General features: G+C 64.4%; 23 protein-coding genes and 1 riboswitch. Of the genes, 9 read left to right on the top strand and 14 right to left on the bottom strand.

Features of this window, described 5'->3' with window-relative positions:
- Positions 1-98: 98 nt before the first annotated feature.
- Positions 99-302, top strand: a complete 204-nt coding sequence (locus tag MQW79_RS10380; protein WP_476588218.1) for a SlyX family protein — start codon at positions 99-101, stop codon at positions 300-302.
- Positions 303-311: 9 nt separating this feature from the next.
- Here the strand turns inward: MQW79_RS10380 and MQW79_RS10375 are convergent, their stop codons facing one another.
- The 10 genes from MQW79_RS10375 to MQW79_RS10330 all read right to left on the bottom strand — a co-directional run bounded on the left by MQW79_RS10375 (position 312) and on the right by MQW79_RS10330 (position 11,027).
- Positions 312-1,889: a hypothetical protein gene (locus MQW79_RS10375; RefSeq protein ID WP_476584413.1), complete on the bottom strand. Its 1,578-nt coding sequence runs from the start codon at positions 1,887-1,889 to the stop codon at positions 312-314.
- A gap of 57 nt (positions 1,890-1,946) precedes the next feature.
- Complete coding sequence (locus tag MQW79_RS10370; protein ID WP_476584412.1) at positions 1,947-2,555, bottom strand: LysE family translocator; 609 nt, start codon at positions 2,553-2,555, stop codon at positions 1,947-1,949.
- 39 nt (positions 2,556-2,594) lie between these two features.
- Positions 2,595-4,013 carry an NAD(P)(+) transhydrogenase (Re/Si-specific) subunit beta gene (locus MQW79_RS10365; protein ID WP_476588217.1) on the bottom strand — a complete coding sequence of 473 codons (1,419 nt, stop codon included), beginning with the start codon at positions 4,011-4,013 and terminating at the stop codon, positions 2,595-2,597.
- A gap of 7 nt (positions 4,014-4,020) precedes the next feature.
- Positions 4,021-4,323: a proton-translocating transhydrogenase family protein gene (locus tag MQW79_RS10360; protein ID WP_476584411.1), complete on the bottom strand. Its 303-nt coding sequence runs from the start codon at positions 4,321-4,323 to the stop codon at positions 4,021-4,023.
- The gene (locus tag MQW79_RS10355; RefSeq protein ID WP_476584410.1) at positions 4,324-5,844 is read right to left on the bottom strand and encodes a Re/Si-specific NAD(P)(+) transhydrogenase subunit alpha; all 1,521 of its coding nucleotides are present in this window, start codon (positions 5,842-5,844) and stop codon (positions 4,324-4,326) included.
- Between the two features lie 66 nt (positions 5,845-5,910).
- Complete coding sequence (locus MQW79_RS10350) at positions 5,911-6,075, bottom strand: aa3-type cytochrome c oxidase subunit IV (protein WP_476584409.1); 165 nt, start codon at positions 6,073-6,075, stop codon at positions 5,911-5,913.
- Between the two features lie 49 nt (positions 6,076-6,124).
- Positions 6,125-7,927 carry a M3 family oligoendopeptidase gene (locus tag MQW79_RS10345; protein ID WP_476584408.1) on the bottom strand — a complete coding sequence of 601 codons (1,803 nt, stop codon included), beginning with the start codon at positions 7,925-7,927 and terminating at the stop codon, positions 6,125-6,127.
- 260 nt (positions 7,928-8,187) lie between these two features.
- The gene (locus MQW79_RS10340) at positions 8,188-8,949 is read right to left on the bottom strand and encodes a sulfite exporter TauE/SafE family protein (protein WP_476584407.1); all 762 of its coding nucleotides are present in this window, start codon (positions 8,947-8,949) and stop codon (positions 8,188-8,190) included.
- 207 nt (positions 8,950-9,156) lie between these two features.
- Complete coding sequence (locus MQW79_RS10335; RefSeq protein ID WP_476584406.1) at positions 9,157-9,888, bottom strand: DUF1013 domain-containing protein; 732 nt, start codon at positions 9,886-9,888, stop codon at positions 9,157-9,159.
- Positions 9,889-10,004: 116 nt separating this feature from the next.
- A complete protein-coding gene (locus MQW79_RS10330) occupies positions 10,005-11,027 on the bottom strand; it encodes an NAD(P)H-quinone oxidoreductase (protein WP_476584405.1) in 1,023 nt (340 codons plus the stop codon).
- 78 nt (positions 11,028-11,105) lie between these two features.
- Here MQW79_RS10330 and MQW79_RS10325 point away from each other — a divergent pair, with 78 nt between their 5' ends.
- The 4 genes from MQW79_RS10325 to rcdA all read left to right on the top strand — a co-directional run bounded on the left by MQW79_RS10325 (position 11,106) and on the right by rcdA (position 12,682).
- Complete coding sequence (locus MQW79_RS10325) at positions 11,106-11,288, top strand: DUF1192 domain-containing protein (RefSeq protein ID WP_476584404.1); 183 nt, start codon at positions 11,106-11,108, stop codon at positions 11,286-11,288.
- Positions 11,289-11,392: 104 nt separating this feature from the next.
- The gene (locus MQW79_RS10320) at positions 11,393-11,647 is read left to right on the top strand and encodes a hypothetical protein (protein ID WP_476584403.1); all 255 of its coding nucleotides are present in this window, start codon (positions 11,393-11,395) and stop codon (positions 11,645-11,647) included.
- Between the two features lie 19 nt (positions 11,648-11,666).
- Positions 11,667-11,876: a hypothetical protein gene (locus MQW79_RS10315; protein ID WP_476584402.1), complete on the top strand. Its 210-nt coding sequence runs from the start codon at positions 11,667-11,669 to the stop codon at positions 11,874-11,876.
- 281 nt (positions 11,877-12,157) lie between these two features.
- A complete protein-coding gene (gene rcdA / locus MQW79_RS10310) occupies positions 12,158-12,682 on the top strand; it encodes a protease adaptor protein RcdA (RefSeq protein ID WP_476584401.1) in 525 nt (174 codons plus the stop codon).
- Position 12,683: 1 nt separating this feature from the next.
- Here the strand turns inward: rcdA and MQW79_RS10305 are convergent, their stop codons facing one another.
- Together MQW79_RS10305 and rpmE are read right to left on the bottom strand one after the other, a co-directional pair.
- Positions 12,684-12,968 carry a YciI family protein gene (locus MQW79_RS10305; RefSeq protein ID WP_476584400.1) on the bottom strand — a complete coding sequence of 95 codons (285 nt, stop codon included), beginning with the start codon at positions 12,966-12,968 and terminating at the stop codon, positions 12,684-12,686.
- 68 nt (positions 12,969-13,036) lie between these two features.
- Positions 13,037-13,258, bottom strand: a complete 222-nt coding sequence (rpmE, locus tag MQW79_RS10300; RefSeq protein ID WP_476584399.1) for a 50S ribosomal protein L31 — start codon at positions 13,256-13,258, stop codon at positions 13,037-13,039.
- Positions 13,259-13,491: 233 nt separating this feature from the next.
- On the opposite strand from rpmE, the gene MQW79_RS10295 reads away from it, so the two are divergent.
- Positions 13,492-15,309 (top strand): ABC transporter ATP-binding protein, encoded by a 1,818-nt coding sequence (locus MQW79_RS10295; protein ID WP_476584398.1) that lies wholly within the window; start codon positions 13,492-13,494, stop codon positions 15,307-15,309.
- Positions 15,310-15,491: 182 nt separating this feature from the next.
- Here MQW79_RS10295 and MQW79_RS10290 read toward each other — a convergent pair whose 3' ends face one another.
- A complete protein-coding gene (locus MQW79_RS10290) occupies positions 15,492-16,190 on the bottom strand; it encodes a thiamine diphosphokinase (RefSeq protein ID WP_476584397.1) in 699 nt (232 codons plus the stop codon).
- Between the two features lie 45 nt (positions 16,191-16,235).
- Positions 16,236-16,334: riboswitch (TPP riboswitch) on the top strand.
- A 72-nt stretch (positions 16,335-16,406) separates the two neighbouring features.
- On the opposite strand from MQW79_RS10290, the gene thiB reads away from it, so the two are divergent.
- From thiB to MQW79_RS10275, 3 genes are all read left to right on the top strand, one after another.
- The gene (thiB, locus tag MQW79_RS10285) at positions 16,407-17,411 is read left to right on the top strand and encodes a thiamine ABC transporter substrate binding subunit (protein ID WP_476584396.1); all 1,005 of its coding nucleotides are present in this window, start codon (positions 16,407-16,409) and stop codon (positions 17,409-17,411) included.
- Positions 17,412-17,604: 193 nt separating this feature from the next.
- Entirely contained in the window at positions 17,605-19,197 is a 1,593-nt protein-coding gene (locus MQW79_RS10280; protein ID WP_476584395.1) for an ABC transporter permease family protein, read from the top strand.
- Positions 19,181-19,813 carry an ATP-binding cassette domain-containing protein gene (locus tag MQW79_RS10275; RefSeq protein WP_476584394.1) on the top strand — a complete coding sequence of 211 codons (633 nt, stop codon included), beginning with the start codon at positions 19,181-19,183 and terminating at the stop codon, positions 19,811-19,813. The genes MQW79_RS10280 and MQW79_RS10275 overlap by 17 nt, the downstream gene beginning before the upstream one ends.
- Before the next feature lie 15 nt (positions 19,814-19,828).
- On the opposite strand, the gene MQW79_RS10270 is transcribed toward MQW79_RS10275, so the two are convergent.
- Positions 19,829-21,910: a DNA polymerase III subunit gamma/tau domain-containing protein gene (locus MQW79_RS10270; protein WP_476584393.1), complete on the bottom strand. Its 2,082-nt coding sequence runs from the start codon at positions 21,908-21,910 to the stop codon at positions 19,829-19,831.
- Between the last annotated feature and the right edge of the window lie 20 nt (positions 21,911-21,930).

Raw genomic sequence — 21,930 nt, 5'->3', positions numbered from 1 at the left:
CGTATGCGTCAACCCTCTTGTGCTACACTAGGACGCACGGGAGTGCAGATTCCCCACCTGTTTCGATGGGTAAACAAAAAGGAAACGCCTTGGCTGACATGGATCACAGCGAGCGGATCGACGCGCTGGAAACGCGGATCGCCTTTCAGGATCAAACCATTGAAGAGCTCAATGCCGCACTGACCGAGCAGTGGAAAATCATCGATCTTCTGACCAAGAAACTGTCAATGCTGGAAGAACAGATGCGCTCGGGCAGTTTTATCGCCGACCCGGCGACCGAAAGGCCGCCGCCGCATTACTAGGCGAGCTGGCTATGCGTGGCGACGCTCGAGCCCCACAGCGTCGCGGAAGGCGGTCACATGGGCGGAAGGCGGCTCGCCCGCGGTTGCGGTATCGGTCCAGTAAAGATTGTGTGTAAACAGGCGCCAGCCCATCTGTCCCCAGGTGATCTCGACCCTGACATCGCAGATTCCGGGGCCAAAGCGCTCGTCTCCCGATAGCGGTCCCGAAATCGCGTCGCCCAGCACGAAGAGCGGGGAATCGGAGCGATCATAGAGATTGGTCCAGCGCACCGCCGCAAATACCCCGGCATGATGGGCCACCTGGCCCTTGGCTGCGTCGGGATAGAGCGTGCCATGGCTCTGGTCATAATTCTGGGGCGGCGCGGTCGGCAGGACGCGCTCGATCTTCATGCGCGCAAAGTCGTCCTGGCCGTCGGTGATCAGGAACTCTGCGCTGGAGAGCGGAGAACCCAGGGTCACGAGATCGGAAATCTTCCAGCCCGAAAGGTCCGCTGTCCCCGCCTTGCCCTTCTGGGCGCGCAAGGTGTCGAACAGCTTCCATTGCAGCGCCTGGTAGGCCTGCACCGTCTCAGGGGGCCAAGTGTCCTTCGGCGCGGTGGCGACAAAGGCGTCAAGCGCCGCAAAGGCGGCGACCGCTTCCGGGCCGGGCGGGTTGTCCTTGGTCGGGCCCACTTCACGCCAGAGAATGTGCAGGAGGTCATAGGCGAGGACCGAGCCCAGCGAATGGCCGATAAGGATCACCCGGTCATATTCAGGGTCTTCGTGCAGCGCCTTGAGGAGCGCGAGGCCCCGATTGCGGACGCCCTGGCGCGATTGCACGGTTTCCGTCTGGGCCGAGAGGTAGCTGGCCGCGTCGCCGAAATAGGGCAGGAGCAGTGTGCCCGCGAAATAGGCCATGGTCCCAAGGAACATCAGGTTGGCCACATGCCCGTTCCAGCCAAAGCTGTCGAGAATGCCCACGGCAATGATCAGCACCATGATCTGGCGCGGCAGGCGCCTGATGAAGGCAAGGGGCCTGAAAAATTTCGGCAGCAGGATGAGTGCGAGTCCAACAAGGCTGATGATGTGGCCGCGGCGGGCCGCGTCGGAGAAGAAGTGGTCGTACCAGTTGATGTCGAGCACCTGCGGCAGCGCCAGGATGGCCCCCAGAGCGCTGGCCGCGGCAAATATGGTCAGCACCCAGAAGACCGCCCAGGGCCAGCGCATATGCACCGGGACATAGGCGGGATCGATCCAGAGCAGGCGGCGGATCCAGCGCCAGAGGTTGCGCACCGGCGTCGCGTTGAGCAGGTCGGCGTAGTAGAGCTCGAAGAAATCGGAGCGGCGGCCATTGTGCTCGGGCGTGGTGATGCGCTGCAATTCGTAGAGCCCGCTCTTGTCATCGGGTACGATCCAGATGGGGCGCGGCCGCTTATGGGCTTCCGTCGCAGTGTCGAGCTGCGGATTGTCCTGCCAGAGGACCTGCACGAAATCGCGGATCGTCCCCATCGGGCGCTGCTCGCCCTGGCCATGGACGATGACGATGGCCTGCCGCCTGATCGGCTCGGCCGTGCTTGCAGGCGGGTTCTTGCGTGCTGATCTGGCCATGATCCCCTCCCGGTCGCCGGCGAGACTAGGACAAGTGCGCCACTGAAGAAACCACCTCTAGCGAGCCGTCGAATAGGCAACCCAGAGGGCAATGCCGACCAGCAGGACGGAAAAGACCACACCCATGCTTCGCCGCCGCGCCGGCTCGGTCAGGAGCGGTTGCACGCTTCCGGCCAGCAGCACCACGCCTGCATGCACCGCCGTGGCGACGACGACATAGACCGAGGCGAAAAGGAGTGCTTCGCTGGTCGTCGCGGTGGACAGGAAGCTGGGCATGACCGTCACGTAGAACAGCGCCGCTTTGGGGTTGAGCAGATTGGTGATCAGCCCGCGGCGGAAAAAGCGCCACTTGCCCTCATTCGGGTCGAGCGAACCGATGGGCTTTCGGGCGTCGCGCCACGCTTCCCAGGCCAGATAGAGCAGGTAGGCAATGCCGGCCCAGCGCAGGGTCTGGTACAGCCAGGGCTGTTCGAGCACCAGCGCACCAAGCCCATAGATGGCGAGAAGGCCAAGCAGTGCGAGTCCGAGAGCGACCCCGGCCACGGCGGCAAGCCCGGCAAACCGGCCGCGATCAGCCGACAGGATGGCGAGATAGGCCATGTTGGGGCCGGGTGTCAGCTCGATCAAGATGCTCGCCAGCGCGAATGACAAAAGCGCGGCACTCATGGCCGCGCTTCCAAAATTTTGGAGTCTCCCGCCACCGAGTTAGTGGCCAAGTGCCTTGACGATATCTTCTGTCATCTTCTTGGCATCGCCGAACAGCATCATGGTGTTGTCGCGGTAGAACAGCTCGTTCTGCACGCCCGCGTAACCAGCCGCCATGCCGCGCTTGATGAACAGCACCGTGCCCGCATCCTCGACGTTGAGCACCGGCATGCCATAGATCGGCGATGACTTGTCGGTCTTGGCGGCCGGGTTGGTCACGTCATTGGCGCCGATGACAAAGGCGACGTCGGACTGGGCGAATTCGGAATTGATGTCTTCCAGCTCGAACACCTCGTCATAAGGCACATTGGCTTCGGCCAGGAGCACGTTCATATGCCCGGGCATGCGGCCAGCCACGGGGTGGATGGCATACTTGACCTCGACGCCTTCCTTCTTGAGCAGGTCCGCCATTTCCCGCAGGGCATGCTGGGCCTGGGCGACGGCCATGCCATAGCCGGGGACGATGATGACCTTGCCGGCATTTTTCATCAGGAAGGCCGCGTCGTCGGCTGCGCCCTGCTTGACCGGACGGTCATCCTCGGCGCCACCGGCGGCCGCGGCGGCATCACCACCAAAGCCGCCCAGGATCACCGAGATGAAGCTGCGGTTCATGGCCTTGCACATGATGTAGGAGAGGATCGCGCCCGAGGACCCGACCAGTGCACCGGTGATGATCAGTGCGGTATTGCCCAGGGTGAAGCCGATGCCGGCTGCTGCCCAACCCGAATAGGAATTGAGCATGGAGACGACGACCGGCATGTCGGCGCCGCCGATGGGGATGATCATCAACCCGCCCAGGATGAGGGCGAGGATGGTGATCAGCCAGAACAGCCACGGATTGCCGGTAACGGTGAAGGCCCAGACCAGAGCCACGATGGCGACGCCAAAGGCGATGTGGATCAGGTGGCGGAAGGGCAGGATGATCGGCTTGCCGCTCATATTGCCGTTGAGCTTGGCGAAGGCGATGACCGAACCGGTGAAGGTAAAGGCGCCGATGGCGGTGCCGATGCTCATTTCCACCAGCGCCTGGGCATGGATATGGCCGATCACACCATCTACCACTTCGGCGATGTGGAAGGCGTCAGGCGCATAAAGCGCGGCTGCCGCCACGAAGACCGCCGCAAGGCCCACCAGCGAGTGGAAGGCAGCGACGAGCTGGGGCATGTCGGTCATCTTGACCGAGCGGGCCATGTAGGCGCCGATGCCGCCACCAATGGCGATACCGCCCACGATCAGCACCCAGTTGAACCAGTCGCCCGGCTGGGCCACGGCCAGGGTGGTGACGATGGCAATGCCCATGCCGACCATGCCGAAGGTATTCCCCTGGCGCGACGATTTGGGACTCGAGAGGCCCCGCAGTGCGAGGATGAACAGCACGCCCGATACGAGGTAGAGAAGGGCTGCAATATCTGCAGAAATCATCGCGTCAGCCCTTCTTCTTGTACATTGCCAGCATGCGCTGGGTGACGAGGAACCCGCCAAAGATGTTCACGCTGGCAAAGACCAGGGCGATGAAGCCGAAGGCTTTCGAGAGCCAGCTCGTGTCGGCAATCGAGGTGACGCCGAGGGCGAGCAGGGCGCCCACCACGATCACCGAGGAGATCGCATTGGTGACGCTCATCAGCGGCGTATGCAGGGCCGGGGTGACGCTCCAGACCACGAAATAGCCCACGAAGATCGCCAGCACGAAGATGGCGAGGCGGAAGGTGAACGGATCGATCGCTTCCATTTATTTGTCCCCCTTGGTTGCTGCCGGTTTTTTGACGGCAGGCTTTTTCGCGGCCGGCTTCTTTGCCGCGGGCTTGGTCTCTGCGGGCTTGGCTTGGGCGGGTGCCGCAACCTTGGCAGGTGCCGGCACCTTGGAGGCGACTGGCTTTTTGCCAGCGGGCTTTCCAGCAGGTTCGGCGACGACAGGTGTGACGACAGCCGCTTCAGGCTTTGCTGCGGGCTTTTTCGGTGCGGCCGCCTTCTTTGCGGATGTAGTCTTGGCCGGCGCCGGTTCTGCCTTGACGGCAGCGGGCTTGGTCGCGGGCTTCTTGGCGGCACCGGTCTTGATTGGCGCGGCCTTGGCCTCGACGCTCCTGGCGGGCGCCTTGGGCGCGTCCTTGGGGACGGCGACAGGGGCCGCAGCCACAAAATTGGGATGCACGACCGCGCCGTCGCGCGTGAGAACTGTGGCCTTGACCAGTTCGTCGTCCCAGTTGATGGCGAGCTTCTTTTCCTTCTTGTCGATCAGCGTGTCGATGAAGGAGAGGAGATTGCGGGCATAGAGCTGGCTGGCGGTGGTCGGGATGTGTGCGGCGAGGTTCGAGTGGCCGATTATGGTCACGCCATTGTGGACCACCACCTTGTCCTTGACCGTCAATTCGACATTGCCGCCGCGTTCGGCGGCGAGATCGACGATGACCGAGCCGGGCGCCATGCTCTCGACCATGGCCCTGGTCACCAGCTTGGGTGCGGGCCGGCCCGGAATGAGCGCCGTGGTGATGACGATGTCCTGCTTGGAAATGTGCCCGGCGACCAGTTCGGCCTGGGCCGCCTGCTCGTCCTTGGTCAGCTCGCGGGCATAGCCGCCAGTGCCCGAGGCATCTTTCAGCGCGTCGGTCATGATGAACTTGGCGCCCAGCGATTCAACCTGCTCACCGGCAGCGGCGCGCACGTCGGTGGCCGAGACAACAGCGCCGAGACGCTTGGCGGTGGCAATGGCCTGGAGGCCGGCGACGCCCGCGCCCATGACGAAAGCCTTGGCCGGACGCACGGTGCCGGCGGCGGTCATCATCATTGGCATGGCGCGCTCGAAGACTGCAGCCGCCTCGATCACGGCCTGGTAGCCTGCAAGGTTTGCCTGGGAGGAGAGAATGTCCATCACCTGGGCGCGGGTGATGCGCGGCATGAACTCCATGGATATGGCCGCCACGCCCGCCTTGGCGAGGGCGGCCACGTCCTGTTCGTTGCCATAGGGGTCGAGGGCGCCGATCAGCAACGCGCCCTTGTTGACGCCTGCGAGGTCGGCAGCGGCAGGACGGCGGACGCAGAGCACGATGTCGGCGCCCTTGAGCGTCTCGGCTCCGTTGGCGCCAATGCTGGCGCCCGCTTCGCTGAACTGCTGGTCGCTGATGCGAGAGCCTTCGCCGGCGCCCTTTTCAACCGTCACCTCGGCGCCAAGGCCGATCAGCTTGGTGACCGTCTCAGGGGTGGCCGCCACGCGGCTTTCACCCTCGAACCGTTCGCGCAAAACGGCAATCTTCATTGAAACCCCTCCTGCCCGCCTGCCAGCGGGCAGGCTCGTTTCATGTGCCTGCTTATCTTGGTCGGATCAGGGATTGATCACGAAGAAGAGGATCACCAGCAGGGCTGCGGTGCCGTAGATCGACCACTTCACCCCGGTGATGAAGCCGTTATAGGTCTTTTCGTGCTCGGCATAATCCATGGCGGATTCAAGTACCGGCGCGGGGTGGTGTTCTGGGCGGGTTTTGGCCATCAGGTCCTCGAAAGTATAGTCGTCTATTCGTGTTACGCCGAAAGTAGCCCTAGGGGGACGTGGCTTCCAGCTCGTCGATCAGCCGCTCGATCATGGAGAGGCCCAGCGACCAGAATTGGGGATCTTTTGCATCCAGCCCGAACGGCTTGAGCAATTCGGAATGATGCTTGCTGCCCCCTGCCTTGAGAAGCTCGAAATACCGCTCCGCAAAGCCTTCGCTGGATTTCTCATACTGTGCGTAGAGCGAGTTCACAAGGCAGTCGCCGAAGGCATAGGCATAGACATAGAAGGGCGAATGGATGAAGTGCGGAATATAGGCCCAGAAGCTCTCGTAGCCTTCATTGGCAATGATGCCGTCGCCGAGGGATTCCGCCTGCACTTCGAGCCAGAGTGCGTTGATTTCCTCGGCGCGCAGCTCGCCCTGGCGGCGGGCGGTGTGAACCTTGCGCTCGAAGGTGTAGAAGGCAATCTGCCGCACCACGGTGTTGAGCATGTCTTCCACCTTGCCCGAGAGCAAAGCAAAGCGCTGCCTGGGGTCGGTGGTCTTGTCGAGAAGGGCCCGGAAGGTCAGCATTTCGCCAAAGACCGAAGCGGTCTCGGCCAGGGTCAGCGGCGTATTGGCGAGGATCGGTCCCTGCGCTGCGGCGAGGCGCTGATGCACGCCATGGCCCAGTTCATGGGCCAGGGTCATGATATCGCGGGTGCGGCCGAGATAGTTGAGCATCAGATAGGGATGAGCGCTGGGCACGGTCGGGTGCGCGAAGGCGCCCGAGAGCTTGCCATTGCCGGTCGGCGCGTCGATCCAGCCCGAATTGAAGAAGGGTTTTGCCACATCGGCCAGCTCGGGCGAGAAGCGTCCATAGGCGTCGAGCACTGTGGTGACCGCCGTGTCCCAGTCCCAGATGCGCTCGTCGCTGGTGGGCAGGGGGGCGTTGCGGTCCCAGGCATTGAGCTTGTCCTTGCCGAACCATTTCGCCTTCATCTTGTAGTAGCGATGGCTGAGCCGCGGATAGGCGGCCTGAACGGCGGTCTGCAGCGCATCGACCACTTCGCGCTCGACCGAATTGGCCATGTGCCGTGAATCGGCAATGTCCTCATAGCCGCGCCAGCGGTCGGAGATTTCCTTGTCCTTGGCCAGGACATTGGTGATGTGGGTGAAGAGCCTTCCATTGGCCTTGAGCACCTTGCCCAGCGCCTTGAAGGCGCTCTCGCGCTTCTTCTCGTCCTTTTCGGAGAGCAGGTGCAGCGTCGATTCCAGGTTCAGTACCTCGCCATCGACGTCGAATTCGAGGCTGGAGAGGGTCTCGTCGAAGAGCCGGTTCCAGGCCGAATAGGCGGTGACCGACTTGTCGTGGAACAGCTCTTCGAGCTTGTCATCGAGCTGGTAGGGTTTTGCTTTCCTGAGGTCGGCGAACCAGGTCCTGTAGCGGGCAAGCTCGGGGTCCTGGTCGAGGGCCGCGTCGAGATCGGCATCGGCAATGCGGTTCAGTTCGAGTTCGAAGAACAGCACCCGGGTGGAAAGCGCCGTCAGCGCCTCATTGGTATCGCCCATGAACTTGGCGCGGTCCGGATCGGTCGAGCGCTGCGCATATTGAAGGAAGGAGAACGAGCCGATGCGGCCGGTGAGGTCGCCAAGGACCTCGCTGTCCTTGATGGCCTCGATCAGCTTGCCTGCGGCCGTCAGCCCGGCGAGCTTGCCCTTGTATTTGGTCTCGAAAGCGACAGCCAGCGCCTTGGCCTCTTCCAGGGCGGCCTTGAATTCGGGACTGTCCTTGCCCGGATAGAGGTCGTCGAGATCCCAGACCGGCAGATTGCCAAACTGGTTGTGACCCTTTTGTGCGGCTTGCGACATGGAACGCGACTCCCGAAACAGTTTTCGGGGCGGACCTTAGCGAGGGTGAGTCGCGCTGTGAAGGTGTGGCGGGGACGCAGGTGAGAGACGTATTTGTCGAAGGCCCCCTCACCCGCCGCTGTGCGGCGACCTCTCCCCCAGGGAGAGATGGGAGTGGCCCAAAGTCGCGGAGCGACACCTCTCCCTTTGGGGGAGAGGTCGGCCGAAGGCCGGGTGAGGGGGCCTTTCTTGTGTGAGGACCTCTTTCTTGTGTGAGGACCTCAGGCCCCAGCCATGATCCCGGTGATCCCATCCCAGACCAGCTTCAGCGCCAGCAGGAAAACCAGCCAATAGGCGATGCGGTAGAAGAGTTTGGCGTCGATGCGGCGCACCAGGTAGACCCCGATCAGCACGCCGACGATCCCCACGGGCGCGAGGGCCGCCGAGAGGGTGAGGTTCTGCACGTTGAGCTGGCCGAGGAAATAATAGGGCACAAGCTTGGACGTGTTGACGATGGCAAAGAAGAAGGCCGAGGTCCCGGCATAGATGGCCGGGCTCATGCGGCGGGGCAGGGTGTAGATCTGGTAGGGCGGGCCGCCGGTATGGGAGATGAAGCTGGTAAAGCCGGCAACGGCGCCCCAGAACACGCCCCACGGCTTTGACGGCGGCAGCCCCTCGAGCTTCTTGCGCAGCGGCAGGATGGCGTCGAGCACGAAGAGCAGGGTCACGACGCCCACCATCAGCAGCACGACCGCATCGGTGACCACGGCCCACATGGCCCAGCCCGCGAGCGTGCCGATCGCGGCGCCCGGCAGCATGATCCTGAGGAGGCTCCAGTCGCATTCCTTGCGGTACATCCAGATGGCGACCGCATCCATGCAGAGCAGCACAGGCAGCATCATCCCCGCGGCATCGCGCGGGGCCATGATGAGGGTGAGCAGCGGCACGCCGACGACACCGAGGCCACCGAGAAGGCCCGCTTTCGACAGGCCGACGATCAGCACGGCGGAGACGGCGATGGCGATGGAGAGGGGGTCGAGCATGGTGGGTCCGATGGAAGCACGGCGTAGACATCGCTGCCACTGCGTTCACCGGGCCGCCCTCGGGCTTGACCCGAGGGCCAGCAGCGACAGGCACGAGGCTGGTGGGGTGGCTAGGGGTCCTCGGGTCAAGCCCGAGGACGGTTCCGTGTGCGCGGTGGCAATGCGGGTGGGCAATAAAAAATCCCCGCCGGAGCGGGGATTTCAAACTTATTCTTCTTCGCTATTGCCCTTGAGCGACTTGAGCTTGGCGAACACCGAATCGGCATCGAGCGCGTCGTCGGCCGCCGGGGCGCGGTGACCGCCTTCGCCGTCGTAGCCGGCATCGCCTTCGGGAGCCAGGCGGGCTGTGGCGCGGGCCAGGGCTTCCTCGGCGGTGAGCAGGGTCGTGCCTTCATGCAGCTCGTGCTGGGCCGGGGCGTCCTTGCTGGCGCGCTTGACCTCGAGGTCAAGATCGATCTGGCTGCACAGACCGAGCGTCACCGGGTCCATGGCGGTCAGGTTGGCGGCGTTCCAGTGGGTATTCTCGCGCACCGATTCAATGGTCGACTTGGTGGTGCCAACGAGGCGCATGATCTGCGCGTCCTTGAGTTCGGGATGGTTGCGCACCAGCCACTTGATGGCATTGGGGCGCTCGTTGCGACGCGAAATCGGGGTGTAGCGCGGGCCCTTGCGCTTGACGGCGGCAACGCGAACCTTGGGCTCGGAGACCTTCATGCGATAATTGGGATCGGCTTCGGCCTTCTCGATTTCCTCGCGGGTCAGCTGCCCGTTCTGGACCGGATTGACGCCCATGATGCCGCTGGCCACGTCACCGTCGGCAATGCCCTGCACTTCCAGCGGATGCAGGGTGCAGAAGGCGGCGATCTGCTCGAAGGACAGGGCGGTATTGTCCACGAGCCAGACGGCGGTCGCCTTGGGCATCAGAAGGGACTGGGACATGGTTAAATTTCTCCTGCTGGCGCGGCCGGTCTTCAACCGGGCCGCTCCGCCTCTTGGCCAAATGCTGAGGGGGAACTGACGGCCAATATAGGCAAAATGCCGCGCAATCGCAACGGCTAACTCGCTCTGTCCCCTGCTCCGAAGGCGGTCACGAGGATGAGCTTGCCACGATGGCGCCGGCTTTCCATCTCGGCATGGGCCCGATGTGCCTCCGCAAGCGGGAATGTGTCGATCTCGGGCTTGATCCAGCCGGGTGCGCCAAGGGCCGGCAGGAAGTCGGTGCGGATGCGCGCGGCTATGGCCGCCTTGGTTGCGGCACTTTGCGGCCGGAGGGTCGAGCCGGAGAGGGTCAGGTCCTTGGCCATCATGGTGCGCAACGGCACGGTGGCATTGGCGCCATCGAGAGTGGAAATCTGCACGATGTGGCCGCCCCGGGCCGAGGCGGCCACATTGACGGCTGTGAGGGCGCCACCAGCGAGGTCAATGACGCGGTCGGCGCCATGCCCGTCGGTCAGCGCCATGACTCGTTCGGTGATGTTTTCCTGTGTGCGGTTGATGGCGGCAATGGCCCCGAGGTCCTCGCAATAATCGGCCTTGTCCTCGTTGGAGACGATGGCAATGGCCCGCGCGCCGACAATCGAACAGATCTGGATGGCCGCCCCGCCAATGCCGCCGGCGCCGCCATGCACCAAAACGTTCATGCCGGGACTGAGACCCGCGCGCATCACGAGGGTCTGGGTCACGGTGAACCAGGTTTCAGGCAAGGCTGCCGCTTCGACCAGGCTCCAGCCTTCGGGCACAGGCAGGACCTGGCCCGCGGGCACGGCGGCATATTCGGCATAGCCGCCGCCATTGGTCAGCGCCATGACACGGTCGCCAATGGCAAAGCCGGTGACATCGGCGCCAAGGGCCACGATCTCGCCGGCCACTTCGAGCCCGGGCAGGGGCGAGGCATCGGGCGGGGGCGCATAATGGCCGCGCCGCTGCGCCAGATCCGGGCCATTGACCCCGGCGGCGGCAATGCGGATCAGCACGTCCCCGGCGCCTGGCAACGGCACCGGCTCGCGCACCGGCTGCAGCACGTCCGGGCCGCCCGGCGCGCTAATGGCAATGGCAATCATCTCGGCTGGAATGGTCATGCAACCATGCTGGCGCATGCCGGCTTGTCCGGCAAGGGGAAGGGATTACACTCGCTGCCTCGAGCGAAGGAGAAAAAGATGGACGAGGAAATCCGCAAACGCCCGCTGAGTCACGACATCGGCATGGCTCTCGACAGTCTTTCGGTGATCGAGCTGGAGGAACGCATCGCCCTGCTCGAAGCCGAAATCAGCCGCCTGCGCACTGCCATTGCCAGCAAGGGCGATTCACGCAAGGCCGCCGAGGCCGCTTTCAAGTTCTAAGGCTCCGTCTGACGCGGCGCCGCTGTTAGTCTTAACAAAGGGTTATTGTTCGCGCCGTTCCGTTTCGCCTGTAGCCTCACGGCTGATCTTGGGGGAGTTGCGGATTGGACTGGAATTTACTGGGCATCGCCCTGCTGCTGACCATGAGCGGTCTCTATCTTCTTGAATCCGCCCTGTCCAGGGCACCGCTGGTGACCGTGCCAGCGCGTGTCCTCCGTCCGGCCCGCACGGCGATTGAACGCGCCTGGGCCACCGAGCCGGTGCAGGTCTTCATGCGCCAGGTCCTTGCGACCCGGCGCCGCCGCTCCGACCTTTGGCGTATGGACAGAAGCGGCTTCCCGTCCCATTTCAGTGACTAGGCGTGGAGGAGCAGCACTAATGGCACAACAGCAGGATCGTATTCTCGAAGGGGTCAGCGCCCGCGAACTGGCTTCGCTGCAGGCCCTGGACGGTGGTGGCGCACAGCCGACGGCCGGGGATATTCATCCCTTGCAGGCCAAGGGCTGGGTCGAGGTGGTGGGCAAGGAAGCGCTTATCACGTTGACGGGAAGGGCGCTGCTGGATGGGCGCGCAACAGGGTTGCGCTGAAGTCAACGGGCACGGTTAAGAAATTCTGGTCCATTAAGGGCAAATTAATGTTTGGGCGTTAGGGTCTTATTATTCAGATTTGTTCTGGATTTTTCAGAGTGGTTTCTCCCTCTGTTTGACGCCTCCCTGTTAACTTCGAGAGCTGCATTTTTGCGGCTCTTTTTCTTTTTGTGGTCGTGCTTTGCGGCGTCACGCTCCGACCACAAAATTAACAATACTCCGACCCTTGAGATGACCATGTCGGCGCTTGCCGCTAGCATGGCGCAATCGGAGGAGCATTCTTGGCTGACAGTGGCGAAATCAGACAGGCAATCGCAATCGGTCCGCGCATCGTGGCGTCGGGCGGGTTCGACGCGCTCTATCGCGAGGGCATGGGCCTGATTGAAGCCGTGGCCGCCTATCTCGATGCCGATGGTCGCATCGAAAGCCGCATGCTGCCGCGCGAAGCGGGCTTCCTCTACGCCACCGAATCCATGCGCCTGACCACGCGGCTCATGCAGCTCGCCTCATGGCTGCTGCTGCAGCGGGCGGTCAATGAAGGCGAGATCTCGCGCGACAATGCGCGGTCCGAAAAGGAAAAGGTCAAGTTCTCCGCGACGCCCAGCCAGCGCGGCGGACCGGGCTACGATGACCTGCCGGTTCAGTTGCGCGATTTCATCGACAAGGGCGATCGCCTGTTCGAGCGGGTGATGCAGCTCGATGCGCTCGAGCGGGGTGCGATGCCTGATGTGGTTCCCAGCGTGGCCAATGGCGTGGCCGATCAGCTGAGCCGGCTCAAGGCCGCCTTCGCCGCCCGCACCGAATAGCCTAACCCTTGAGCCGTTCCAGCCCGGGCGCGGTGCGGCTCAGCGCCAGCTGCGTGATCTCGTATTCAGCCACGCCTGCGGTGACGAAGGGGTCGCTGGCCACCAGCTTTTCGAGGAAAGCGCGTTCGCCATGGGCAAGAATGACGCCGCCGGTGCGCGGCTCCTTGCGGCCGGAGGCCAGGAAAATCCCCTCGTCATACCCCTTGGCGACCCAGTCCATATGCGGTGCAATATGCTGGTCCACCTGATCGAGCGGTACGAGATAGGTGAGCGAGAGGATGAACATGTCGAAACTCCAGGCAAGACAAAGCCCGGCGCGAGGGCCGGGCTTGATCGAATTCCAGTCGGGTCGGCTTAGATGCCGAGGCCCTTGAAGCGCTCCTTGAAGCGCGAGACGCGGCCGCCGCGGTCCATCAGCTGGCCCGTGCCGCCGGTCCAGGCGGGATGGGTCTTGGGGTCGATGTCCAGCTGCAGCGTGTCGCCTTCCTTGCCGTAAGTCGAACGGGTCTGGTAGCTGGTGCCGTCGGTCATAACCACGGTGATGGTGTGGTAGTCGGGATGGATATCGGTCTTCATCTTTTGCCTCAAATCAAACGGGCGCCGCAGCGCCCGGAGAGCATCAAACTGGTGTTGGGCGGCTTCCTAGCGCAGAAGATCGGGTTCTGCAAGGGCCGGTAGCGTGTTGCGGTGAAGAACTGGCGCGTCAATATTGCCCGCAGCGCTCCGGTTGCGGCTCTCGGGGCCAGGCCCTATATGGATGCGACCGCTGGCCGAGGCCGGCTCTCCAGCAGAAGCGGCGTGTTCCAGCCATGACAGACCAGGCCGTTTCGGCAGCATCCGACCCTGAAAAGATCGTCGAGGAAGTGAAGGCCGCCCCGCGCCGCCTGCAGCCGCTGCGACGGCTCCTGCCCTTTCTGCTGCGCTATCCGCTGCGCCTGACGCTGACCATCCTCTTTCTGCTGGTCTCGGCGATTTCCTCGCTGGCCATTCCGGCCGTGCTAGGCGGGGCCATCGACGAGGGCTTCATTGCCCAGAATCTCGAAGTGGTGGGCCAGTATGGCTGGCTGATCGTCGGCATCGCCGTCATCATGGGCGTGGCCAGCGGCGCGCGTTTCTATTTCATCTCGGTGATTGGTGAACGCGTCGTCGCCGATCTGCGCAAAGCCGTCTTCGCCCATCTCCTGCGGCTCGACGCCCGTTATTTCGATACCCATCGGGTTGGCGAGCTGACCAGCCGGCTCAATGGCGATACGGCCGTCATTCGCGGTGCCGTCGGCTCCAACCTGTCGCTGGCCCTGCGTTCCCTGGTCACCATCGTGGGCGCGCTGATCATGATGCTGCTGACCAGCCCGCTGCTGACCCTTGGCGTTGTCGTCGCCCTGCCGGCCATCCTCATTCCGGTCATGATCTATTCGCGGCGCCTGCAGGGCATGTCGCGCAAGACCCAGGATGCGCTGGCCGAGCTCTCGGCCATGTCGACGGAAATGCTGGGCGCCAACCGCACGGTCAAGGCCTTCACCCAGGAGGCGAGCCAGTCCGCCCATTACGATCGCAACAGCGAAGACAGTTTTCGTGCCGAAACGCGCCGCCTCGGGGCCCGCGCCTTCCTTGTGGGCATGGTTATCTTCCTTGGCACGGCGGCTCTGGTGGGTCTTGTCTGGTGGGGTGCCCGTTCGGTCTTTGAAGGCACGGTAACGGCCGGACAGCTGGCGCAGTTCCTCGTCTATGCCCTGATGGCGTCGGGGGCGCTGACCAATCTGTCCGAGGTTCTGGGATCGCTGCAGACCGTCGCCGGCTCGACCGAAAGGCTCATCGAAATCCTCGATACCGAGCCTGAAATCGTCGATCCCGTCCGTCCGGTCGCCCTGCCGGCCCAGCCGCTGGGCACGGTGGAATTTGCCGATGTCAGCTTCTCCTATGGCGGGATCGGCGGCGACAAGGTGCTCGATGGCGTCAGCTTTGCCGTGGGCAAGGGCGAGACCGTTGCCCTGGTCGGCCCTTCGGGCTCGGGCAAGTCGACGACGCTGTCGCTCCTCCAGCGCTTCTACGATGTCACCGGCGGCGCGATCCTGGTCGATGGTGTGGATGTTCGCGACGTGACCATGGCGGGTCTCAGGCAACGCTTTGCCTATGTCGAGCAGGAGCCGATCATCTTCGCCGGCACGATTGCCGACAATATCCGCTTCGGCAAACCCGATGCGGGCATGGATGAGGTGGTCGCGGCCGCCAGGGCCGCACTGGTCGATGATTTCGTCGCCGACCTGCCCAGGGGCTACGAGACGGTCGTGGGCGAGCGGGGCGTCATGCTGTCGGGCGGGCAGAAGCAGCGCCTCGCCATTGCCCGCGCCATTCTCAAGAATGCGCCCATCCTGCTGCTCGACGAGGCCACCTCGGCGCTCGATGCGCAGTCCGAACGGCTGGTGCAACTGGCGCTCGAGCACCTGATGGCAGGCCGCACCACACTGGTCATCGCCCATCGCCTCGCCACGATCAGGGACGCCAACACCATCCTGGTGCTCGATGGCGGCCGCATCATCGATCGCGGCACCCATGACGAACTCGTCGCCAAGGGCGGCCGCTACGCCGAACTGGCCCGGCTGCAGTTCCGTCTGGACGAGGCGGTTTAGGATCGCCTGTTGTCAGCCACAGGCTCACCCCTCTCCCCTTGTGGGAGAGGGTGGTTCCGCCCGCGTTCAGCGGCGGAACCGGGTGAGGGGTTCTCTCCGCGCACGCAGTGGCCGGATTGATATCCCGGACCCCTCATCCGCCCTTCGGGCACCTTCTCCCGCAAGGGGAGAAGGGGACTCGCCTATCGCTCCGGATGGGTGAAGGACTGACCCTTCAAACATCCCTCTACCAGATCCCACAGCCGCTCCCGCCCGAGAATGAGCAGCCAGGGCGTATCGTCCTTGGGCACGATCTCGACCCGGCCGCCGGTGCCCTCATTGGACGTACCCAGCCGTCCGGCCGGATCGAGCAGCAGGTCGTTCATGGGATAGTAGAGGCCTTGGGTGCGCGCGAAGGTGATCGGCACTAGCGGATGTACGGAAATCCGCTCCTTCACCGCCGCATCGAAGGCAAAGGGGCCCGAAACGGCCAGCGCCACGTCAGTTTCATCCACCAGGATAACCCGGCGATGCGGCGCGACCTCGAGCAGGGCGCCAAGGGCAGCCAGCGTATGGTCGAGCCTCTTGCCGGTCATGCCCAGAGCGAGCGTAACGGGGGCCGCCGTCGAATAAAGCGCCTTCTGGAAATCGGTGGTGATCTGCTCGGGAATGTGAATGACGCGGGTCCGGCTTTCCCAGCCCGCGCGGTCCTCGAGCGAATCAAGATCGCCCAGGATGGCTTCGGGCACGAGGCCCGCATCGCCGATCGTATTGCCGCCGCCATCGGCGCCGACCAGTGCCACGCCGCGCGCAGCGAGGTCCCGCAACAGCCCGGCCTCCACGGTGCCGCCGCCGACAATGGCCAGCGGGCGCTCAAAGCGCAGCAGGGTTTTTTCTGTCATTCGAATGGGGGATTGCACTCGGGGTTTTCTCTCAATAAGGTCCGCACCGTCTCGCTGGGGTGTTCCGGTTACCGCCGGAGCTGAGAGTTACCCATAGAACCTGAACCAGGTCATGCTGGCGGAGGAAGTTCGAGATGGCAAGGGTGCCCTCGCGCGTCCTCTCCATTGACCACATCCCTTCACCCATGGCCGCACACCAAACGAAGGGAGACCATCATGGTCAAATCCTCCTCGCTGGCGCTTGCGGTCCTTCTTGCCGGAATTTCCGGCTCGGCCATTGCCCAGGACAAGCCCACCCTCACCATCTACACCTATGATGGCTTTGCCTCAGAATGGGGCCCGGGCCTTCCCCTGAAGGAGGGCTTCGAAGCCACCTGCAACTGCACCGTCAACTGGGTCGCCGCCGACAGCTCCATCGGTACGCTGCGCAAGGTGCAGCTCGAGGGCGACAGCACCGAAGCCGACATGATCCTCGGTCTCGATACGGCCATTGCCGGGGAAGCCCGCGCCACCGGCCTTTTTGCCGATCATGGCCTCGACATGAGCCATCTGGCGCTCCCGACCGCATGGACCGATGCGCAATTCGTGCCCTTCGACTATTCGCACTTTGCCTTCATGCATGACACCGACACGATACCGACCCCGCCGGCGTCGTTCGAAGAGCTGATCGCGCTGCCCGACGAGGTCAAGATCGTCATCCAGGACCCCCGCTCGGCCACGCCGGGCCTGGGGCTGCTGCTCTGGGTCAAGGCCGCCTATGGCGACCGCGCTCCGGAAATCTGGGCCGGCCTCAAGCCGCATATCCTGACCATCACCCGCGAATGGAGCGAGAGCTACGCCCTTTTCCTCGATGGGGAAGCTGACATGGTGCTCTCCTACACGACCTCGCCCGCCTACCACATTTTCGATGCTGACGATCACACCATCAAGGCAGCGATGTTCAGCGAAGGCCACTTCCCGCAGATTGAAGTCGCGGGGATTCTCAAATCCTCCGACCAGCAGGACCTGGCACGCGGCTTCCTCGCCTTCCTGACCTCGGTCGAAGGGCAGAAAGCCATTCCCACCACCAACTGGATGTTCCCGGTCGTCGATCTGGGCACCGATCTCGATCCGGCCTTCCAGGGCCTGCCGCAGCCGGAAAAGACCCTGGCCCTTGACGAGGCCGAGATCACCGCCAATTCGGCGGCCTGGATCGAGGAAATGCTGGCGGCTGTGCAGTAACTGCGATGACCTCCACCGGCACGATGCACCCTCCCCCTCGCGGGGAGGGCCGGGAGTGGGGCTTTTTACCCCACCCTTCCCATCAAGGGGAGGGCGGCGGAAGCCTCGATCTTCAGTGGTCATCGTCTCCCTCCCCCTTTTGGGGAGGGATAAAGGGTGGGGGTGTTTTCGTGGGTAAAGCGGCGAACATGTCATGCTGACCCTCCCCCACCGCCCGCTGCGCCTGGCCTCTGCCTCGGCCCTCACCGTCATCATCGCGGCCCTTATCGGCGCGGTGCTCTGGGCCATTCTGGCTGCGGCGACCGGGGCCGAGACCGGTTCGCGCGTCGATATTGCTCATCTCCTGCGCATGACGAGCCTCCAGGCAGGGCTCACCATGGTGCTGTCGCTGCTTGTCGGCACCGCTCTGGCCTGGGCGCTCAACCGCCTGCGGTTTGCCGGGCGCGATCTCGTGGTAGGCCTTTTTGCCGCGGCCATTGTGACGCCGGGCATGGTCGTGGCCTTTGGGCTGTTGTCGATCTGGGGGCGCAATGGCTGGATCAATCAGCTGACCGAGAGTCTGTTCGGCGTCAGTTTCGACAGCCCCGCCTATGGGCTTTCGGGCATCCTCATCGCCCATGTGGTGCTCGACGGCGCGTTTGCGGCCCGCATTCTTCTGGCGCGGCTCGACAGTATCCCGCAAAGCCGCCTCAAGGTCGGGCAGTCACTGGGGCTCTCGGCCTGGCAGCGCTTCGCGCTGATCGACTGGCCGGCGCTGCGCGGCAGCCTGCCCGGCCTGGGGGCGATCATCTTCCTCCTGGCCTTTACCAGCTTTCCCATCGTGCTGCTGCTGGGCGGCGGACCGGCCAACCAGACGCTGGAAGTGGCCATCTATACCGCCGTGCGCTTGGATTTCGATCTGGTTGGTGCGGTGCGTTTGGCGCTGACCCAGATCGCCGTCTGCTCACTGGTCATCCTTCTGGCCTCCGCCTTCACCCCCGTGCCCTCGGCGCTCGCCCGCTCGGCCCAGCCGACCTGGCGTGATGCCGGTCCTGTCCGCGTGCTGCAATGGCTGGTGCTGGTCCTCGGGACAGTGGGATTTGCCCTGCCGCTTCTTTCGGTGCTCTATGACGGCCTATCGAGCGGGCTCTGGCGGGTCCTCGGGCAACCTGGCTTCTGGCGCGCTACAACCACCAGCATTGCCATCGGCGCCAGCTCGGCACTGCTCACCCTGGCGCTGGCGCTGGCGCTGTCACTGGGCCGAAGCGCGGCCCATCATCCGGCCGCAAGGACGCTGCTGGGCGTTCCTGCCTATGCCTATCTTGCGGTTCCGGCGGTGGTGCTGTCGCTGGGCTTTTTCCTTCTCGTCCGTTCCCTGGGCGTGCCCACGGGCATGGCCGCGCCTGTCGTCGTGGTGTTTGCCAACAGCCTCCTGTCACTGCCCTTTGCCATCGCCACCCTCGGGCCGCCGCTCGATGCCATCATGCGCAGCCGGGGTAAGCTGATCCGCGCGCTGGGCCTTTCAGGCTGGGTCCAGTTCACGCGCATCGAATACCCGCTGATCGGGCGCGATATCGGGCTGATGCTGGCTCTGGCCTTCTGTTTCTCCCTGGGGGATCTGGGCGTCATCGCCCTCTTCGGCACCCAGGATTTCCAGACCCTGCCCCTTCTGATGTATCGCGCGCTGGGCTCCTACAAGTCCAATGACGCCGCCGCCATCGCCGCATTGCTGCTGCTGTTCACCATTGCCGCCTTTGTCGGCCTGCCGCGCCTCGTTGAAAGGATCGCCCATGCTCCGCGCCGATGATCTGGCCTTTGCTCATCCAGGGCAGACTGGGGCCTATCAGTTCACCCTGGTGGCCGAGCCGGGCGAAGTGACTGCCATTTCCGGGGCCAGCGGCTCGGGCAAGTCGACCTTGCTCGATCTGCTTGCAGGCTTTCTTCGTCCCACTGGCGGCGCGCTGGTCCTTGACGGCACGGATCTGCTGCCCTTGCCCCCGGAACGCCGTCCGGTCTCCCTGCTGCTGCAGGCCGACAATCTCTTCGAGCATCTGAGCGCAGAGGAAAATGCCGCCCTTGGCCTGCCCAGAGGCACGCCAGAGGCCCGGGAGCGGGTGGCCGCGGCGCTGGCGGAAGTGGGCCTTGCGGGCTTTGCCGGGAAATCGGCCGCCACGCTTTCAGGCGGGCAGAAGCAGCGCGTGGCATTGGCGCGTACCTTGCTGCGCGCCCGGCCAGTCCTCTTGCTGGATGAGCCTTTCTCGGCCCTCGACGACGAGACCCGCAGGACCACGCGGGCGCTGGTGGGTGAGTTGACCCAGCGGCACAACTGGCACACCGTTCTGGTCAGCCACCATGCCGACGACATCGCCGCACTGGCGCGCCGGCACTATCGGATCGTGGAGGGGAAGCTGGAGCGCGTCTGACGCGCCCCGATGCTTTTACTCTGCCCAGGCCGCGAGCACGGTATCGAACAGGGCCTGCGCCTCTTCATCCTTTTCGAGGGTGAGGATGGCATTGCGGCCGGTGCCGTAGACTATGGCCAGATCCATCCAGCGGCGTGTGTCGAGCAGATTGGTATTGGCCGCAAGATCCTCAGGCGAAGCGCTGAGCGCGAAGAGGAAATTGTTGCCCTGGATGCGGGCGGCCGCGCCGGCAAGGGCCGTTCCGGGCACCAGTTCCTCGTCCTTGAGCAGCACGCCGGCAAGGGTCGAAATCGACCCGCCGATAAAGGTCTCGGGCACGTCGAAGGTGATTTCCATCAGGTGGCTGGCGGGCAGCACCGGATCGTTGTTCTTGCGGATGGTGATCGAGACGCCCAGATTGCGCGCCGGGATACTGGCCTGGCCGTTCAGCGTCGGCAGCCCGAGCTCGTCCGTGCCCTGGGTCCATTCGACCGTGCCGGAGAAGGGCACGGCGCCGCCCTGACCATTGGTCGAGGCCTCCAGCAGCAGCGACTGGTTCCCGGCCAGCAGCGCCGGATCGACCGTTGCGGCCGGATCGTCGGTGGTGGCGGCAATGGAAGTATCGCTGCCCGAAAGGCGTTCTTCGCTCTTGGGCTCGCTGCCGATCGAGGGCAGTACGGTTTCGTTGCCTGTCGGGGTGACCGGTTCGGGTGTCGGCTCCAGCCGGTCCTCGGTCACTTCGAGCGCACTGGTGGGCTCGGTGGCGGTGGTGGTGGCCGTATTGCCGGGGCCCGCAGCGCCTTCTTCCGACGAGGTCGGCGTCGTGCTGTCCATGGTCGGTCCGGTGACCGGCGGTGTTTCGGTCGCCACTTGGGTCGTTGTCGCGGCCGGGCTGCGGCCGAACATCTGGTCGAGATCGACATAGCCCTCGCGCCAGGCCCAGAAGCCCGCGCCACCCACGCCGGCCAGCAGTACCGCAAAGACGATGAGGAAAATGGTGAGGCCCGCGCCCGGGCGGCGTTCGGCACCAGCAGGAGCAAAGCCGGAATCTTCCTCGTCCTGCGACTCGGTCACGAGGCGCGGGCCGGCGCGCTGGGGCAGGGCAGGCGTGGCCTCGCCGCGCGCTTCGCGATCCAGCGTTTCGATGGCGCGTTCGATCACGCCCTGCGCTTCGCTGGCTTCGTCCTGTTCGAGTTCGACCTCGCGCTCGCTCGACAGGGCCGTGTCGACCAGGGCCTTGCCGATGACCACGGGCTCGGTCACTGCGGGCTGGGTGGCCGCCAGGGCGGTGCTGCCAAGGACCGGCTCGACACGCGGCGCGAGGGCGACGGCCGAAGCCGTGCCGCCCTGAGCGAGCGGAATAACCGGCTCGCTGCGCGGTGCGAAGAAAGAGGGGCGTTCCGGCTTTGTCGGCGCCGGGTTGGAGCTCACCCGGATGCTGAAGGGCAGCGTCTTGGTGGCGCCAGCCTGAGGTTCCGGGAGAAGCTCGGGCTTGGCCGGTGGCTCGAGCGTGGTGCCACTGCCGCCATTGGCGGGGTCCGACGCGGCCGCAATGATGTCCTCGATCGAGGTGGCCGGCGGGGCGGTCTCGGGCTCAGATTCTGTCTTGGGTGCTTCGGCCGGCGCGTCCTCGGCGCTCTGGCTGTCGAGCTCGGGCTCGGGCGCGTTAACGGTCTCGATCGGCTGGGGGACGGGCTCGACGACATCGGGCCTGGCTTCGGCCCTAGCGGTCGGCGCGGGGATCGGAGCCGGCTGGGCCGCTACCGGCGCAGGTGTCGCCACTGGCGCGGCGGTCGGAACAGGCGCCGGTACGGGTGGCGTATAGACGGCGGGCGCCGGGCGTGGCGGGGCGGGGACTACGGACGGACGGGCAGCCAGGGCACCATCGCGCCCCAGGCTGATGACCGCTTCGCTGGCTTCCTGTTCGACCTGGCGGATACAGTCTTCGAGCTGCAGGCGATGCTGGGTGATATCGCGCGCCGGCAAGGGGGGCTGGATGGCGCGCAACTGTCCCACCAGGGCGGAACGCGCCTTCTCGTACACCGCGCGACGCGCGGCCCCGTTATTCTCCGGCAGCGCCGAGATCGCCCGACGCAACAGCTCCTTGTAATCCGCCATTGGCTACTTGGTACTCACTA

The sequence above is a fragment of the Devosia sp. Micro-HW1 genome, assembly GCF_056341075.1.
This window is presented reverse-complemented; position numbering and strand designations above follow the sequence as displayed.